Raw genomic sequence first — 18,342 nt, forward strand, 5'->3', positions numbered from 1 at the left:
CTTAGAAATTTAAATCAGTATCTAAAGAATCATTTTCACCTTCCGAAGCTGTTCCAACTATGATTGATTCATATTCTCTCATACCCGTTCCAGCAGGAATTCTATGTCCAACAATAACGTTCTCTTTCAAGCCCATTAATGTATCAATCTTACCAGCTACTGCTGCCTCATTTAACACTTTCGTAGTCTCCTGGAACGAAGCCGCAGAAATAAACGATTTAGTTTGTAACGAAGCTCTAGTAATACCTTGAAGAACTGGAGTACCAGTCGCTGGCATTACATCCCTAGCAACAACCATGTTTTTATCTTCACGTTTCAATAAAGAATTCTCATCTCTAAGTTCACGAGTAGAAACAATTTGACCTTCTTTCAAATTATCAGATTCCCCTGCATCTTCAACAACTTTCATACCGTATAATTTATCATTATCAGCGATAAAGTCACTAGCATGAACCAATTGATCCTCTAAGAATAAAGTATCTCCCGGATCCTGAATTCTAACTTTACGCATCATCTGACGAATTACAACCTCAAAGTGTTTATCATTAATCTTCACACCTTGTAGACGGTAAACCTCTTGAATCTCATTAACTAAATATTGCTGAACTGCTGAAGGTCCTTGAATTCTAAGAATATCATCTGGTGTAATTGCACCATCAGAAAGAGAAACACCCGCTTTAACAAAGTCATTCTCCTGTACTAGAATCTGATTAGATAATTTCACAAGATACTTACGAACATCTCCAGTTTTTGATTCAACAACAATCTCGCGGTTACCTCTCTTAATCTTACCAAAAGATACAACACCATCAATCTCAGAAACTACACCAGGATTTGAAGGATTACGAGCTTCTAACAACTCAGTAATTCTTGGTAAACCTCCAGTAATATCCCCAGCTTTAGATGAATGACGTGGAATCTTAACTAAAACTTTACCAGCTTTAATTTTTTCTCCATTATCAACCATTAAATGCGAACCTACTGGTAAGTTATAAGATCTTATTAACTCACCATCCTTACCATAAATTAATAAAGTAGGGATTAATTTTTTATTTCTAGATTCCGTAATAACTTTCTCTTGGAAACCTGTTTGCTCATCAATCTCAACCATAAAGGTTTGACCTTGGTCAATATCTTCATAAGCAATCTTACCAGTAAACTCAGAGATAATTACACCGTTATACGGGTCCCACTTACAAACCACATCACCTTCATTTACAGTATCTCCATCTTTGAAATAGATAGTAGAACCATAAGGAATATTATTCGTTGTAAGTAAAATACCGGTATTAACATCAAACAATTTCGCTTCCGTAGAACGTGAAATTACAATATCAATTTTGTTACCATCCGTATCTTCACCTTGAACAGTTTTAAGATCTTCCATTTCTAAACGACCTTTGAAACGTGTACTAATAGTAGAGATTTCAGAAATATTACCAGCAGTACCCCCAACGTGGAACGTTCTCAATGTTAACTGAGTACCTGGTTCTCCAATTGATTGTGCAGCAACAACACCAACAGCTTCACCTTTCTGAGCCATACGACCAGTAGCAAGGTTTCTACCGTAACACTGAGCACAGATACCTGTCTTAGCTTCACATGTTAATGGTGATCTTACTTCAATTGTCTCTATAGGAGCAGCGTTAATAGCTTTAGAAATACTTTCTGTTACCTCTTTTCCAGAATGAATAATTACTTCAGAATTCAACGGGTTAACGATATCATTCAGAACAACACGTCCTAGAACACGCTCTCCTAATGATTCAACAACCTCGTCATTTTTCTTCAATGCACCAACTTCAACACCTCTCAAAGTACCACAGTCAACTGTATTAACAATTACATCCTGTGCTACGTCATGAAGACGACGTGTTAAATATCCAGCATCGGCAGTTTTCAATGCCGTATCCGCAAGTCCCTTACGAGCACCATGCGTTGAAATGAAATACTCTAGAATCGAAAGACCTTCTTTAAAGTTAGAAAGAATTGGGTTTTCAATAATTTCACCACCACCAGCAGTAGATTTTTTAGGCTTAGCCATCAAACCACGCATACCAGTTAACTGACGAATCTGTTCTTTCGACCCCCTCGCTCCAGAGTCCAACATCATATATACTGAGTTGAATCCTTGTTTATCCTCACGAATATTTTTCATTGCCAACTCAGTCAACAAAGCATTTGTAGAAGTCCAAACATCGATCACTTGATTATAGCGTTCGTTGTTTGTAATCAATCCCATGTTGTAGTTAGCAGTAATATGATCAACTTGTCCATTAGCATCATCAATCAACTCTTGCTTGCGCTCAGGAATCATAATATCTCCTAAACTGAATGATAATCCCCCACGGAATGCATAACCATATCCCATGTTTTTCATATCATCTAAGAACTCAGCAGTAGTAGGTACATCTGTTAAATTCAGAATCGTTCCAATAATATCACGCAAAGACTTCTTAGTTAAAACCTCATTAATAAAACCGGCCTTTTCAGGAACAACTTCATTAAACAAGATTCTTCCAGCAGTAGTTTCAATAATTTTATTTACTAATACACCATCTTGGTTGAATACTTTTGCACGAACCTTAACACCAGCATTCAATTCTACTTTACCATCATTGATGGCAATATTAACCTCTTCAGCTGAATAGAACGTTAAACCTTCACCTAATACGATCTCCTCTGGAGTTGATTTCTTAAGTTTTGTCATATAGTATAACCCCAAAACCATATCCTGAGAAGGTACTGTAATTGGAGCACCATTAGCAGGGTTTAAGATATTATGAGAAGCCAACATTAACAATTGAGATTCTAAAATAGCCTCAGGTCCTAAAGGTAAGTGAACAGCCATCTGGTCACCATCGAAATCCGCGTTAAAAGCGGTACAAACCAATGGATGCAGTTGAATAGCTTTTCCTTCAATTAACTTAGGCTGAAATGCTTGAATACCAAGTCTGTGAAGAGTTGGAGCACGGTTTAATAAAACCGGGTGTCCTTTAATCACATTCTCTAGAATATCCCAAACAACAGGTTCTTTCTTATCTATAATTTTCTTTGCAGATTTCACCGTCTTAACAATACCTCTTTCTATCAATTTACGGATAACAAAAGGTTTGTATAATTCAGCTGCCATATCTTTAGGCAATCCACATTCGAATAATTTTAATTCTGGTCCAACAACAATAACCGAACGAGCAGAATAATCCACACGTTTACCTAATAAGTTTTGACGGAAACGACCTTGCTTACCTTTCAATGAATCTGAAAGTGATTTCAAAGGACGGTTAGATTCCGTTTTAACTGCAGAAGATTTTCTAGTATTGTCAAACAATGAGTCTACTGACTCTTGAAGCATACGCTTCTCGTTACGTAAAATCACCTCTGGAGCTTTAATCTCCATCAATCTTTTCAAACGATTGTTTCTGATGATTACACGACGATACAAATCATTTAAATCTGAAGTAGCGAAACGACCTCCATCCAATGGCACCAATGGACGTAACTCTGGTGGTATAACCGGAATTACTTTCATAATCATCCACTCAGGTCTATTTTCTCTATTCTTATTTGATTCACGGAAAGCTTCAACAACTTGAAGACGTTTTAAAGCCTCTGTTTTTCTTTGCTTAGATGTTTCATTATTAGCAGCGTGACGCAATGTATACGACAACTGATCTAAATCAGTACTAGCCAATAAATCCATAATACATTCAGCTCCCATTTTGGCAACGAATTTATTAGGATCAGTATCATCTAAGAATTGATTTTCCATTGGAAGTGTATCACATATATTTAGATACTCCTCTTCTGTTAAGAAATCCAAACGTTTTAATGATTCACCATCAACGTTCTTAGCTATACCAGCTTGGATAACAACATAACGCTCATAATAAATAATCATGTCTAGCTTCTTTGAAGGAAGCCCAAGAACATAACCAATTTTATTTGGAAGCGAACGGAAATACCATATATGTGCAATTGGAACCACCAAATTGATGTGTCCAACTCTATCTCTACGTACTTTTTTCTCAGTAACCTCTACACCACAACGGTCACAAACAATTCCTTTATAACGGATTCTTTTATATTTTCCACAAGCACATTCATAATCCTTAACAGGACCAAAAATACGTTCACAGAAAAGACCATCACGCTCAGGTTTATGAGTACGATAATTTATGGTTTCAGGTTTTAAAACCTCTCCTCTAGATTCTGCAAGAATTGCTTCAGGAGAAGATAAACCTATTGAGATTTTATTAAACCTTTTAACGGTATTTTTCTCTTTATTTTTATTCATGGTAAACTTACTTGTTAAAGTGTATGATAAAGAGTGAGTAGTTTAAAAAAACCACTCACTCCAAATCTTAGTTTATTCTTCTAATCTGATATCTAATCCAAGTCCTTTCAATTCATGCATTAAAACATTGAATGATTCAGGAAGTCCTGGTTCTGGCATTGCTTCACCTTTAACGATAGCTTCGTAAGTTTTAGCTCTACCTATAACATCATCGGATTTAACCGTTAATATTTCACGTAATGTACTAGATGCACCGTAAGCCTCTAAAGCCCAAACCTCCATCTCTCCAAAACGCTGACCTCCAAATTGCGCCTTACCTCCAAGAGGTTGTTGCGTAATTAATGAGTATGGACCAATAGAACGCGAGTGCATTTTATCATCAACCATATGTCCTAATTTAAGCATGTAAATCACACCTACAGTAGCACGTTGATGGAAACGTTCTCCAGTTCCTCCATCGTATAAATACGTATGTCCAAAACGTGGAATACCAGCCTCATCTGTCAATTCATTAATTTGATCAAGATTAGCACCATCAAAAATTGGAGTCGCAAACTTCTTATCCAACTTCTGTCCTGCCCAACCAAGAACCGTCTCATAAATCTGACCAATGTTCATACGTGAAGGAACCCCTAGTGGATTCAATACAATATCAACAGGTGTACCATCCTCTAAGAAAGGCATATCTTCATCACGAACAATACGAGCAACAATACCTTTATTACCGTGACGACCAGCCATCTTATCACCAACTTTCAGCTTACGCTTCTTAGCAATATAAACTTTAGCTAATTTCAAGATACCAGCGGGTAACTCATCCCCAACAGTAATCATAAATTTCTCTCTTCTAAGCGCACCTTGAAGATCGTTTAATTTAATTTTAAAGTTGTGAATTAAATCAGCAACCATGCGATTTGTAGTTTCATCCGTTGTCCACTGTCCTTTCGTTAAGTGAGCAAAATCTTCAACCGCAAAAAGCATCTTTTGAGTAAACTTCTTACCTTTTGGAAGAACTTCTTCTCCTAGGTCATTTAATACACCTTGAGAAGTTTTACCATTCACTATGAAGAATAATTTTTCAACCAAACGCTCTTTAAGATCATTGAATTTTACTTCAAAACGAGTTTCCAATAAAGCCAACTCATCCTTATCTTTAGAACGTTTACGTTTATCCTTAACAGCTCTAGCAAATAATTTTTTATCCAAAACAACTCCACTCAATGAAGGAGAAGCTTTCAAAGAAGCATCTTTAACATCACCAGCTTTGTCACCAAAGATAGCACGTAAAAGTTTTTCCTCTGGAGTAGGATCAGATTCCCCTTTAGGAGTAATCTTACCAATCAAAATATCACCAGGTTTTACTTCAGCTCCAATACGAATCATTCCATTCTCATCAAGATCCTTAGTAGCCTCTTCACTTACGTTTGGAATATCATTAGTCAACTCTTCGTTTCCTAACTTAGTATCCCTAACTTCTAATGTATAATCGTCAACATGAATAGATGTAAAGATATCTTCACGAACTACTTTCTCAGAAATAACAATAGCATCCTCGAAGTTATACCCTTTCCAAGGCATAAATGCCACTTTAAGGTTACGTCCAAGAGCTAATTCACCATTCTGAGTAGCATATCCTTCACAAAGTACTTGACCTTTAGTAACACGATCACCCTTTCTAACGATAGGCTTCAAGTTGATACTTGTACTTTGATTGGTTTTTCTAAATTTAATCAAGTGATACGTTCTTTCGTCAGTATCAAAACTAATTAAACGCTCCTCATCAGTACGGTCATACTTAATTGTAATCTTTTGTGCATCTACATACTCAACAGTTCCTTCACCTTCAGCATTAATTAAAACACGTGAATCCGAAGCAACTTGTCTTTCTAATCCAGTCCCAACAATTGGAGCTTCTGGACGTAATAATGGAACAGCTTGACGCATCATGTTTGATCCCATCAATGCACGGTTCGCATCATCATGTTCTAAGAAAGGAATTAAAGAAGCCGAAATAGAAGCAATTTGATTTGGCGCAACATCCGTGAAGTTAACCTCTTTAGGTTCAACTACTGGGAAATCCCCCTCTTCTTTAACTACTACACGCTCTTCTGTAATTCTACCAGTTTCATCCTGTGCAATATTTGCTTGCGCAATCAACTTACCTTCTTCTTCCTCAGCGCTTAAATAAATTGGCTCACTTATAACATCCACAACACCGTCAATAACAGGACGATAAGGAGTTTCAATGAATCCCATACCATTTACTTTAGCATAAACAGCTAACGAAGAAATCAAACCAATGTTTGGTCCTTCAGGAGTTTCAATTGGACATAAACGTCCATAATGAGTATAGTGAACGTCACGCACCTCGAATCCAGCTCTCTCTCTCGAAAGACCTCCTGGTCCTAATGCAGACAATCTTCTTTTGTGAGTAATCTCCGCTAATGGATTCGTTTGATCCATAAATTGAGATAACTGATTCGTACCGAAGAAAGAGTTAATAACAGATGATAATGTCTTCGCATTGATCAAATCAATAGGAGTAAACACCTCATTGTCACGAACATTCATTCTTTCGCGAATCGTTCTAGCCATACGAGCTAAACCAACACCAAACTGAGCAGACAACTGTTCACCAACTGTTCTAACACGACGGTTAGACAAGTGGTCAATATCATCAATCTCCGCTTTAGAGTTAATCAATTCAATCAAATATTTAACAATAGTGATAATATCCTCTTTTGTTAAAACTTGCTTGTCGATAGGCGTATCTAAATTCAGTTTTTTATTCATTCTATAACGACCAACTTCACCTAAATTGTAACGTTGATCAGAGAAGAATAATTTGTCAATAATACCACGAGCCGTTTCTTCATCAGGCGGTTCAGCATTTCTTAATTGACGGTAAATATGTTCTACAGCTTCTTTTTCAGAGTTTGTAGGGTCCTTTTGCAAGGTATTATGTATGATGGCATAATCTGCCTGATTGCTATCTTCTTTGTGTAGAAGGATCGTTTTAACGTTAGCATCAATGATTTCTTCGACATTATCTTTATCTAAAACTGTATCACGGTCCAAGATAATCTCATTTCTCTCAATTGATACAACCTCTCCAGTATCCTCGTCTACGAAGTCTTCATGCCAAGTGTTCAAAACACGAGCAGCAAGTCTTCGTCCAATATATTTTTTTAATCCTGTTTTTGATACTTTAACCTCTTCCGCCAAGTCGAAAATCTCTAGGATATCCTTGTCTCTTTCGAACCCTATAGCACGGAATAATGTTGTAACAGGTAATTTTTTCTTTCTATCGATATAAGCATACATAACGCTGTTAATATCGGTAGCGAATTCAATCCAAGAACCTTTAAAAGGAATAACTCTGGCTGAATATAATTTTGTTCCATTTGCATGGAAAGACTGTCCAAAGAAAACACCAGGTGAACGGTGTAATTGTGACACAACAACACGCTCAGCACCATTGATTACGAATGTACCACTTGGCGTCATATATGGTATAGTTCCTAAGTATACATCTTGAACGATAGTTTCAAAATCCTCATGCTCAGGGTCTGTACAATATAATTTTAAACGCGCTTTTAAAGGCACACTATAAGTCAATCCTCTGTCAATACATTCTTCGATAGAATAACGCGGAGGATCCACAAAATAATCAAGGAACTCCAATACAAATTGATTACGCGTATCTGTTATCGGGAAGTTCTCCATGAAGGTGTTATATAAACCTTCATTGCCTCTTTCATTAGATTTCGTTTCGAGTTGAAAAAAATCCTTGAAAGACTTCACTTGAATATCCAAAAAATCTGGATATGCAGGGATGTTTTTCGTAGAGGCGAAATTTAATCTTTCAGTCTGATTTGTGATCATCAATGGACAAAATTTTGATTAAAGAATTTAAGTGGATTTACGTACAAATCGTATTATACGCAAAATGGTTTAGGCCTTTGGAAGTGAATCCCAAGACCTAAACCTAATATTTACATGAAAGAAAGCTTATTTAAGCTCAACAACAGCTCCTGCTTCTTCCAAAGATTTTTTAAGACCTTCAGCCTCATCTTTAGAAACACCTTCTTTGATGTTAGCTGGTACAGAGTCAACGATGTCTTTTGCTTCTTTAAGACCAAGTCCTGTTAATTCTTTAACTGCTTTTACAACAGCTAATTTAGAAGCTCCAGCTTCTTTAAGAACAACTGTGAATTCAGTTTGCTCTTCAACTTCAGCACCTTCAGCACCACCTGCCATAACTACTGCTGCAGCTGCTGGTTCGATACCATACTCGTCTTTTAATATAGTTGCTAATTCGTTAACTTCTTTTACAGTTAAGCTAACTAATTGTTCTGCGAATTGTTTCAAATCTGCCATTTTTCTATCTTTTAATTTGATTTGTAAAAATATAATTTATTAATGTGCGTTCTTTTTCGAACATTTAAATCCAGTTCAGACTATTCGTCTGCTCCGTCTTTAAATTGATTTTGAAGAGCTGAAATAACTCTTTGTGCAGGAGATTGAAGTAATCCAATAACCTCTCCAATAAGTTCTTCCTTAGATTTAATAGCTACTAGAGTATCTAATAGATTATCTCCGATATAAACCTCTTCATTGATGTAAGCACCTTTGAATGCAGGTTTATCAGATTTTTTTCTAAACTCTTTAATTACTTTTGCAGGCCCATTAGCCACATCAGCAATCATAATAGCACTATTTCCTTTTAATACAGAAGGTAACTCCTCATAATTGACATTTTCAGACGCTTCCATTGCTTTTTCAAGCAAAGTGTTCTTAACTACTTCTAAAGTAATACCAGCTTTAAAACAAGCCTTTCTAAAGTTAGAAGTAACATCAGCGTTCATTCCTGAAATATCAGCGATATAGAAGATATTTGCATCAGCTAACTTAGCTTTCAAATCCTCTATCGCAACTGCTTTTTGTTCTCTAGTCATACTAAAATATTTTTTTCTACCAATTAAACTGCCTTAGGATCTAAAGCAATAGCAGGACTCATAGTACTAGACACATGAATAGACTTGATATACGTACCTTTAGCTGCAGTTGGTTTCAATTTAATTAATGTTTGGATTAATTCAGCAGCATTCTCTTGGATTTTAGAAGCCTCGAAAGACACTTTACCAATAGAAGCATGAACGATTCCAGTTTTATCAACTTTGAAATCAATTTTACCTGCCTTAACCTCTTGAACTGCTTTTGCAACATCCATAGTTACAGTACCAGTTTTAGGATTTGGCATTAAACCTCTTGGCCCTAAAATTCTACCTAATGGACCTAGTTTACCCATAACAGCTGGCATAGTGATGATAACATCAACATCAGTCCAACCATCTTTAATTTTTTGTAGGTAATCATCTAATCCAACATAGTCAGCGCCAGCAGCTTTAGCCTCTTCTTCTTTATCTGGAGTAACCAATGCTAATACTCTAACATCTTTTCCAGTTCCGTGAGGTAATGTTACAACACCACGTACCATTTGATTCGCTTTTCTAGGATCTACTCCTAAACGAACTGAGATATCTACTGATTCATCAAACTTCGCAGAAGCAACTTCTTTTACCAATGCCGAAGCATCTACTAAAGAATACAATCTGTTCTTCTCTATTTTAGAAGCCGCTTCTTTTTGTTTTTTTGTTAATTTTGCCATTTCTTCTTTCTTTTACAATTAAAAAGGAGCTGTTCCCGTTACTGAAATTCCCATAGATCTTGCAGTTCCAGCAACCATTGTCATTGCTGACTCAATGGTAAATGCATTCAAATCAGGCATTTTGTCTTCTGCGATAGCACGAACTTGTTCCCAAGTAACGCTAGCTATCTTCTTTCTATTAGGTTCACCAGAACCAGACTTTGCTTTTGCAGCTTCTAATAATTGAATAGCAGCAGGTGGCGTTTTAACGACAAATTCAAAAGATTTATCTTTATACACTGTGATTTGCACAGGTAGAACTTTACCGGGTTTATCTTGTGTTCTAGCATTGAATTGCTTACAGAACTCCATGATATTAACTCCAGCAGCCCCCAAAGCAGGTCCAACCGGTGGCGAAGGATTCGCAGCACCTCCCTTAACTTGTAGTTTAACTACTTTACTAATTTCTTTTGCCATTTTTAATAAAAATTTAGCACATCTTCAATTGGAAGCAAAGACGTGTTCTAATATGTAACATTATACTTTTTCTACTTGCATAAAACTAAGCTCTAATGGTGTTTTTCTTCCAAAAATCTTAACCATAACTTCAAGCTTACGTTTTTCTTCATTGATATTCTCAACAGTACCATTGAACCCATTAAATGGACCATCGATAACTTTTACAGTTTCACCTATTGAGAAAGGAATAACACCAGAATCAACCTTAACAGCTAATTCATCCACTCTTCCTAACATTCTATTTACCTCAGACTCTCTTAAAGGAACAGGGTCTCCACCTTTTGTTTCCCCTAAAAACCCAATAACACTTGTTATAGATTTTATTATATGAGGAATCTCTCCAGTCAAATTTGCTTCAATCATTACATACCCAGGAAAGTAAACACGCTCTTTAGTAGATCTTTTCCCATCCTTTATCTGCACAACTTTTTCAGTTGGAACTAAAACCTGAGAAACATAATCCGCCATACCAAGTCTAGAAATCTCAGTTTCGATATAATTCTTAACTTTGTTTTCTTGCCCACTTACCGCACGAATCACATACCATTTTTTGACATTTGTATCAGCCATAATTTATTTCCTTACGATTTTATCCAGTTATAAAAAACACCCAACGCTTCTCCGAAAGCAGAATCCACTCCCCAAGTAGCCAAAGCAAACAAAACTGCAAAAACCGCAACAATAATGGTATAGCGCTGAACTTCCGACCATGGAGACCAAGTCACGTTGTCTTTCAACTCCGTAAACGCTTCTGATATGTAATTAAAAACTTTTGCCATTGTATTTTATATTTGCACGGGTGGAGGGATTCGAACCCCCATCAACGGTTTTGGAGACCGCTATTCTACCCTTGAACTACACCCGTTTGTTAGAAAAGTCAGTAGCAAAAACTACTGACTTTTTTATATTTACCTAAAATAGATTATCCTATTATCTCAGTAACCTGACCAGCTCCTACAGTTCTACCACCTTCACGGATAGCAAAACGTAAACCTACAGACATTGCGATTGGTTGTAACAACTCAACTTCAATAGTTAAGTTATCTCCAGGCATAACCATCTCTACACCTTCCGGTAACTGAATAGTTCCAGTTACGTCAGTTGTACGAACGTAGAACTGTGGACGGTAATTATTATGGAATGGTGTGTGACGACCACCTTCTTCTTTTTTCAAGATATAAACCTCAGCTTTAAATTTAGCGTGTGGCTTAACAGATCCTGGTTTAACAATAACCATACCACGACGGATATCGTTTTTATCAATACCTCTCAACAATAAACCTACGTTATCTCCAGCTTCTCCACGGTCTAATATTTTACGGAACATCTCAACTCCTGTAATAGTAGAAGTTAATTTTTCAGCACCCATACCGATGATTTCAACAGCATCTCCTGTATTAGCAATTCCAGTTTCGATACGTCCTGTAGCAACAGTTCCACGTCCTGTAATTGTAAACACACCTTCAACTGGCATCAAGAAAGGTTTCTCTGTATCACGTACTGGCTCTTCGATCCAGCTATCAACAGCCTCCATCAATTCCATCAATTTATCAACCCATTGTTGCTCTCCATTCAATGCTCCTAAAGCAGATCCTTGAATAACAGGACAGTTATCACCATCATACTGATAGAAAGACAACAAATCTCTGATTTCCATCTCAACAAGCTCTAACAACTCTGGATCATCAACCAAGTCAACTTTGTTCATGAAAACAACAATTCTAGGAATACCAACCTGGCGTCCTAAAAGGATGTGCTCACGAGTTTGTGGCATTGGTCCGTCAGTTGCAGCAACCACAAGGATAGCCCCATCCATCTGCGCAGCACCAGTAACCATGTTTTTCACGTAATCCGCGTGACCTGGACAGTCAACGTGCGCATAGTGACGGTTCGCAGTAGCATACTCTACGTGAGAAGTATTAATTGTAATTCCACGCTCTTTCTCCTCAGGTGCGTTATCAATTTGATCAAAAGATCTAGCTTCTGAATAACCAGCATCTGATAATACTTTAGAAATTGCAGCAGTAGTGGTAGTTTTTCCGTGATCCACGTGTCCAATTGTACCGATGTTTAAGTGCGGCTTTGAACGATCAAAAGTTTCCTTTGCCATGATTTAATAATTTAATCTTAGTTATATAATTAGTGTTCAAATATAATAAAAAAACCTGAGCCAATGACGGGAATTGAACCCGTGACCTCTTCCTTACCAAGGAAGCACTCTACCCCTGAGCTACACCGGCTTGCGTCTCTTATTTCTAGTGGGGAGAGCAGGATTCGAACCTGCGAAGGTTACCCAACGGATTTACAGTCCGTCCTCGTTGGCCGCTTGAGTATCTCCCCTCAAACATTGTTTGATTTCCTTATTTTATTGAGCCGATAGAGGGACTCGAACCCACGACCTGCTGATTACAAATCAGCTGCTCTAGCCAACTGAGCTATATCGGCAATTTACTCAATACAAAAAGTCCGCTATTTCTAACGGACTGCAAATGTATATATTTTATTGATTAAAAAAAATAATTTACTCTTTTTTTTGATTTTCACACTAATAACTTTTTTGTTTCTCTTTTCGCTTCACCAACATTCGCTCTACAGCATCAGCACATAAATCTGCCGCTTCTTCAAATGTTTTACACGTTTTTTTAACTACCACATCATCCCCAGGAACCAACACCTTCAAATCAACAGTTTTATTTTCCCTATCGCTACTGTTCTCCAATTTCAAGAACACCTCAAAGGAAACGACCTTGTCATAAAACTTCTCCAACTTTGTCAATCGCTCATTTATAAAATCTACCAATTTACGATCTACATTAAAATTTACTGCCTGAATGTTTACCTTCATAATAAAATCTTTTTGGGGTTAAAAAATCTACTTTTTCTTCATCCTAGGATGAGCAACCTCATAAACCCTCTTCAACTCTGTTAAGTTTGCATGCGTATAAATCTCAGTTGACGACAAGCTAGAATGCCCCATCAATTCTTTAATTGAATTAATATCCGCACCATTATTCAACAAATGAGTTGCAAAGGTATGCCTCAACACATGAGGACTCTTTTTTTCCTTTGATGTTACTTTACTAAAGTAATTATTTATCACCCGATAAACAAATGATTCATCAATTTTATTTCCGTTTTTCAACAACAATAGCCCATCCTCTACTCTCCCTTCCAACACACCCTCTCTAACCTCAACATACTCTCTGAGCAAAATCACTAATTCAGACAACAAAGGCAACATACGCTCTTTACCCCCCTTCCCCTGCACCAACACCGTAGCCGAATAAAAATCCAAATCACCAAGCCCAATAGAAACCAATTCAGATCGCCTCAACCCTAAAGAATACAACATCTCAATTATCAACAAATCTCTCAAAGACTCAAAATCACACTTCCCATCAAACAACTCCCTTACCATATCCATCTCTTTTTGAGAAAAAGGCAATTGCAACTTTTTCTCTTCTTTTAAAGACCGATGTAATTGCAATGGATTAAACTCAACCTGATCTATCTTTTGTAGAAACTTATAAAACGATTTCAACGAACTAATCTTTCTATTGATAGATCTATTCCCCAAACCGATTTCAGAAAGCAAAACTATCCATGAGCGAATTTCAGCATACTCAACACCAATCAAACCTACTCCACCTTCCTTGACAAACTCATCAAACGAGATAACATCACCCACATAAGCCAACACAGTATCCTTAGAGTAATTTCGCTCTTTAATCAAATAATCTCGATATTTTTCAACTATTAATTCCATAAAAAAACCGTTACAACAAAGTTACTACTTTATTATAACGGTTTAAATTGAATTCAGAACAATAATCTAGATTTCTACTGCATCTCTTAGTCCCTGAATATATGAAGCTTTTTGCATTTTAGCACGCTTAAGTACTGACGGTTTGTTAAAAGCTTGACGTGATCTTAACTGACGTAAAGTACCAGTTCTGTCAAATTTTCTTTTGTAGCGCTTTAGTGCTCTATCAATATTTTCTCCGTCCTTAATTGGAATTATCAACATGTTTTATACACCTCCTCTCATTTAGTGGAGCAAAAGTAGTACTTTTTTTTATTAGCGCAACAACAAAAACAAGCTTTTTCAAAAATAACATTACAAATAACAAAAAAGCACCTGATAAATCAGGTGCCTATATTTAAGTTTAAAAGATATTAATCTTTTAAAATATTTCTTGAGATAACCAATTTTTGTATTTCAGTAGTTCCTTCACCAATAGTACACAACTTAGAGTCTCTATAAAACTTCTCTACAGGGAAATCTTTTGTATACCCATAACCTCCATGTATTTGGATAGCTTCGGTAGACACCTTAACACATACTTCTGAAGCATACATTTTTGCCATTGCACCAATTTTCGTCATTGGCTTATGGTTATTCTTTAAAAATGCCGCTTTATGAAGCATCAATTCAGAAGCTTCAATCTCAGTAGCCATATCAGCTAATTTAAAAGCAATTGCTTGGAATGAACTAATTGGTTTACCAAATTGAACTCTTTCTTTCGAATATTTCAAAGCAGCTTCGTAAGCTCCCTTAGCAATTCCTAAAGATAAAGCTCCAATTGATATACGCCCTCCATCCAATATTTTCATAGCCTGAACAAAACCATCACCAACTTCACCTAAACGGTTTGCATCAGACACTCTACAATTATCAAAAATAAGTTCTGCCGTTTCAGATGCACGCATACCTAATTTATTCTCCTTTTTTCCACTAGAGAAACCAGACGTACCTTTTTCAATTACAAATGCTGTCATTCCATGTGAATCACCTTTTTCTCCAGTTCTCACAATTACAACCGCTACATCTCCAGAAATCGCATGTGTTATAAAATTCTTAGCTCCATTCAAAATCCAATCATCTCCATCCTTAACAGCTGTCGTATTCATTCCTCCTGCATCAGAACCTGTATTGTGCTCTGTCAATCCCCAAGCTCCAATCCATTCAGCTGTTGCTAATTTAGGAATCCATCTTTTCTTTTGTTCATCATTACCGAAAGTAAGAATATGATTCGTACACAAAGAATTATGAGCCGCAACCGACAATCCAATAGATGAATCTACTTTTGATATCTCTTCTACTACCGTAATATATTCATGGTACCCTAATCCAGAACCACCTAATTCCTCAGGAACCAAAACCCCCATAAAGCCCATCTCACCTAACTTCTTAAACAATTCCACAGGGAAAATTTGCGCTTCATCCCATTCCATAATGTGTGGACGGATATGCTGTTCTGCAAATTGTTTAATAGTTTGCGCGATCATCGCTTGCGTTTCATTATATTCAAAATTCATTGGTTGATTGTTTAAATTCTTAAAAATCCAAATATAAGTTAATTATACCTACTTTGTCAAGTGGTATATTTTTTATTTCTTTCAAGTCTTCAATAGATTTCAAATCCCCATTCATACTTCTATGCTTTATAATATCTAAAGCAATACCATAATTCAAATAAGGAATTAATTTCAACTCATTCCTATCTGCACGGTTAATGTAAATTATCTTCTTCAATTTAGTGTCAGCTACCACAAAATGTTTCTCCATTTCCAAAGCTACTTCAGGTTTAATACCCCAAATAAATCCAAACTGCTCTACAGAGACAAAAGCTCCAAACTTTTCTCGCTCCTTCAAAATCCGCTCAGAAAGCACCTCTCCAATTCCTCTTACCTCCATCAACCTTTCTTTTGAAGCTTGATTTATATCAACTTTCTCAATCTCAACTTCTTTTGAACGTGCATTCCAATCTTTATTCTCCCCTTCTTTATCAACCTTCTTACGAGTGGTCCAAACTGGAAATCGAAATTTTTCTTCATATTTTAACAACCAAGCATCTGTAACCCCCGTAACACTTTGAAAATCTTTAGCACTATTTACAAACCTACCTTGCTCCCTAAACACCTTTAATCTATCGTATTCTTCAACACTCATTTCTAAAAAATAAGCCCTTTCATCTGTAATAAAATTAGGATTAAAAACAAATTTCTTTGTCTTCTCTAATCGTTCCACAATCAAACGAATACTATCTAACTTTAGCCCTAACTCTTTATTTTCAACAAACTTACTAGAGTCATGCATTTTGCCAAAAAAGCCACTTACAAAGAAAAGAGTCTGAGTACAAAGGATAAGAAATAACAAAACAATCAATCCCATACGCTGCGATCGACTGAAATAAATCCCATTTCTTAATCTAAAAAAAGATTTCATACAAGCTGATTTTTAAAAGCTCTTTTACAAATCAAACACGGACGATCTCTTCGTATATACCAAATCCTTTAATTTCACGATAAAAGCCAAGGTAAGATAAATAGCAAAAGCAAGTCCTAATGTAAAAAAGGATAAGTATATAAAAAACAACCTAATACTACTCACTCGCATTCCCAATCTATCTGCAAGTCGTGAAGAAACTTTAAAACCATACTTTTCAAAAAAATAACGCATTTTATTTATCATAACTCGAATTTAAAATATTTTAAAAACCATTAACTATAAACTATAGACCTACCTATCAAACAATTCAAACACTGTCCTTTATTACAATAACTTTTTTTCAACTCTAACATAGCTTGACTATCTAGAGCATCTTCTATCTCAAATCCCAATTTCTTGAAATTAGAAATTATAATATTCTTCTCTGATTTTAATCCTCGAATAATAGCAAATAATTCATCTGAGAAATCACTTCTTTTTTGTTTGTGATAAACATAAAGAAAAGGAACAACTGTATTTAGCAATAAAAGATCGACAAAGCTTTTAGAAACTCTCTTTACCATCTTTTTATTCTCTTTATCAAACACATAATGAGTATCCCAATAAGACGCAGCACTTACATTAAACAACTCATAAAAATCATGAAGAGTTTTAGCTTCAAGCACAAGCTTCAAAACATTGCTTTTTTGATAAAACAAAGAAGCCAATTGAGACAAACGTATCGTAGGAAAATTATCTGGGCGCAACTTATAAAATTGCACATAGTCAGCAGACAATTCTTCTAAACTATAAAGCTCTTTAAGATAGCACCATTCCTTCTTAAGTAAAGTCCCATAAACGTCTTCAACGTCTCGTTGCAATAACCCAGCCCTCCCCATTAAAATTGACTCTAAAACAACTAGATTATCCACATGCTTGTATAACAATTTCACCGGAACTCCCTTTGCAACTCTCTCAAAAACCTCTCCATTTACATTAAGTCCAAAACCACGGGCTAAACAAATAAAAAAAACTTGTTTCCAATCATTATTCCAATGATAAAGCAACTCCAAGATCCCTTTCGATTTTTCTTCTAGACGTTCAACATAAAGGCGTTCTTTCCAATTCAATAACTTCAAAGAAGATATTTCAGGAATCTGTTGCTCACAATAAATCCATTTTCTATCTTCAAAAAGTTGAGTATAACGAATTAGCATTCCATCATCAATATAGTCCTTCAACACAAATACGGGTATTATAGACCCATCTCCTCTTAAAACAGGTAAATCAGATTCCCAAACCACATGCAAGATAACATTATCATATCTACTATCCACTTCATGACCATGTGCATACCAATCAGAAGCTTTCTTGTGAATCTCTACATTACCAGCCCATTCTTGTCCATCAATAAAAAGACGAGCGTTAAAAAAATCAGGGCCAGCTTGTTCTAGATAACGACCAGAACTAACGACAACTAACTCCTTTCCTTCTTCAGTAAATAAGGCTTTAGTATTGAAAACTTGTGATTTCCAAACATGATGTAATAACACTTCTTTCATCCCAAACAATTTGAATATCTTAAAAGTAAGAAAAACAAATCACTTGTACAACAACCATTTACATCCCTATAAAACAATGCATTATAATTAAAAAAAGCGTATC

16 protein-coding genes and 4 tRNA genes are annotated in these 18,342 nt (G+C 36.1%); all 20 read right to left on the minus strand.

From position 1 onward, the window contains the following. Window position 1: 1 nt before the first annotated feature. Window positions 2-4,297, minus strand: a complete 4,296-nt coding sequence (gene rpoC, locus BM024_RS02440; protein WP_090677875.1) for a DNA-directed RNA polymerase subunit beta' — start codon at window positions 4,295-4,297, stop codon at window positions 2-4. 72 nt (window positions 4,298-4,369) lie between these two features. Then, on the minus strand, window positions 4,370-8,182 hold the full coding sequence (gene rpoB / locus BM024_RS02445) for a DNA-directed RNA polymerase subunit beta (RefSeq protein WP_090677876.1): 3,813 nt from the start codon (window positions 8,180-8,182) through the stop codon (window positions 4,370-4,372). A 126-nt stretch (window positions 8,183-8,308) separates the two neighbouring features. Continuing rightward, window positions 8,309-8,677 (minus strand): 50S ribosomal protein L7/L12, encoded by a 369-nt coding sequence (gene rplL, locus BM024_RS02450; protein WP_090677877.1) that lies wholly within the window; start codon window positions 8,675-8,677, stop codon window positions 8,309-8,311. Window positions 8,678-8,757: 80 nt separating this feature from the next. Further along, the gene (rplJ, locus tag BM024_RS02455) at window positions 8,758-9,255 is read right to left on the minus strand and encodes a 50S ribosomal protein L10 (protein WP_090677878.1); all 498 of its coding nucleotides are present in this window, start codon (window positions 9,253-9,255) and stop codon (window positions 8,758-8,760) included. Window positions 9,256-9,278: 23 nt separating this feature from the next. After that, the gene (rplA, locus tag BM024_RS02460; RefSeq protein ID WP_090677879.1) at window positions 9,279-9,968 is read right to left on the minus strand and encodes a 50S ribosomal protein L1; all 690 of its coding nucleotides are present in this window, start codon (window positions 9,966-9,968) and stop codon (window positions 9,279-9,281) included. Window positions 9,969-9,986: 18 nt separating this feature from the next. Continuing rightward, a complete protein-coding gene (gene rplK / locus BM024_RS02465; protein ID WP_090677880.1) occupies window positions 9,987-10,424 on the minus strand; it encodes a 50S ribosomal protein L11 in 438 nt (145 codons plus the stop codon). A gap of 60 nt (window positions 10,425-10,484) precedes the next feature. Then, a complete protein-coding gene (gene nusG, locus BM024_RS02470; RefSeq protein WP_090677881.1) occupies window positions 10,485-11,036 on the minus strand; it encodes a transcription termination/antitermination protein NusG in 552 nt (183 codons plus the stop codon). 11 nt (window positions 11,037-11,047) lie between these two features. Further along, a complete protein-coding gene (gene secE / locus BM024_RS02475) occupies window positions 11,048-11,245 on the minus strand; it encodes a preprotein translocase subunit SecE (RefSeq protein ID WP_090677882.1) in 198 nt (65 codons plus the stop codon). Window positions 11,246-11,260: 15 nt separating this feature from the next. Then, window positions 11,261-11,331: transfer RNA gene (locus BM024_RS02480), tRNA-Trp, on the minus strand. Between the two features lie 57 nt (window positions 11,332-11,388). Beyond that, a complete protein-coding gene (gene tuf, locus BM024_RS02485) occupies window positions 11,389-12,576 on the minus strand; it encodes an elongation factor Tu (RefSeq protein ID WP_090677883.1) in 1,188 nt (395 codons plus the stop codon). 58 nt (window positions 12,577-12,634) lie between these two features. Further along, window positions 12,635-12,706: transfer RNA gene (locus BM024_RS02490), tRNA-Thr, on the minus strand. Window positions 12,707-12,725: 19 nt separating this feature from the next. Further along, a tRNA-Tyr gene (locus tag BM024_RS02495) sits at window positions 12,726-12,806 on the minus strand. A 31-nt stretch (window positions 12,807-12,837) separates the two neighbouring features. Further along, window positions 12,838-12,911 (minus strand) — tRNA-Thr (locus BM024_RS02500). Between the two features lie 100 nt (window positions 12,912-13,011). Next, window positions 13,012-13,311: a ribosome hibernation-promoting factor, HPF/YfiA family gene (gene hpf / locus BM024_RS02505; protein WP_090677884.1), complete on the minus strand. Its 300-nt coding sequence runs from the start codon at window positions 13,309-13,311 to the stop codon at window positions 13,012-13,014. A 27-nt stretch (window positions 13,312-13,338) separates the two neighbouring features. Beyond that, window positions 13,339-14,232 carry a tyrosine-type recombinase/integrase gene (locus BM024_RS02510; protein ID WP_090677885.1) on the minus strand — a complete coding sequence of 298 codons (894 nt, stop codon included), beginning with the start codon at window positions 14,230-14,232 and terminating at the stop codon, window positions 13,339-13,341. 66 nt (window positions 14,233-14,298) lie between these two features. Continuing rightward, entirely contained in the window at window positions 14,299-14,493 is a 195-nt protein-coding gene (gene rpsU, locus BM024_RS02515) for a 30S ribosomal protein S21 (protein ID WP_090677886.1), read from the minus strand. Window positions 14,494-14,642: 149 nt separating this feature from the next. Further along, window positions 14,643-15,785 carry an acyl-CoA dehydrogenase family protein gene (locus BM024_RS02520; RefSeq protein WP_090677887.1) on the minus strand — a complete coding sequence of 381 codons (1,143 nt, stop codon included), beginning with the start codon at window positions 15,783-15,785 and terminating at the stop codon, window positions 14,643-14,645. Between the two features lie 19 nt (window positions 15,786-15,804). Next, entirely contained in the window at window positions 15,805-16,695 is an 891-nt protein-coding gene (locus BM024_RS02525) for a ComEA family DNA-binding protein (protein WP_090677888.1), read from the minus strand. 24 nt (window positions 16,696-16,719) lie between these two features. Beyond that, window positions 16,720-16,941, minus strand: a complete 222-nt coding sequence (locus BM024_RS02530) for a PspC family transcriptional regulator (protein WP_090677889.1) — start codon at window positions 16,939-16,941, stop codon at window positions 16,720-16,722. A gap of 29 nt (window positions 16,942-16,970) precedes the next feature. Continuing rightward, window positions 16,971-18,239, minus strand: coding sequence for a DUF2851 family protein (locus BM024_RS02535; protein WP_090677890.1), 1,269 nt, complete (start codon window positions 18,237-18,239; stop codon window positions 16,971-16,973). Window positions 18,240-18,342: the final 103 nt, after the last annotated feature.

It is taken from the genome of Myroides guanonis (assembly GCF_900114085.1).
Taxonomy (GTDB): Bacteria; Bacteroidota; Bacteroidia; order Flavobacteriales; family Flavobacteriaceae; genus Flavobacterium; species Flavobacterium guanonis.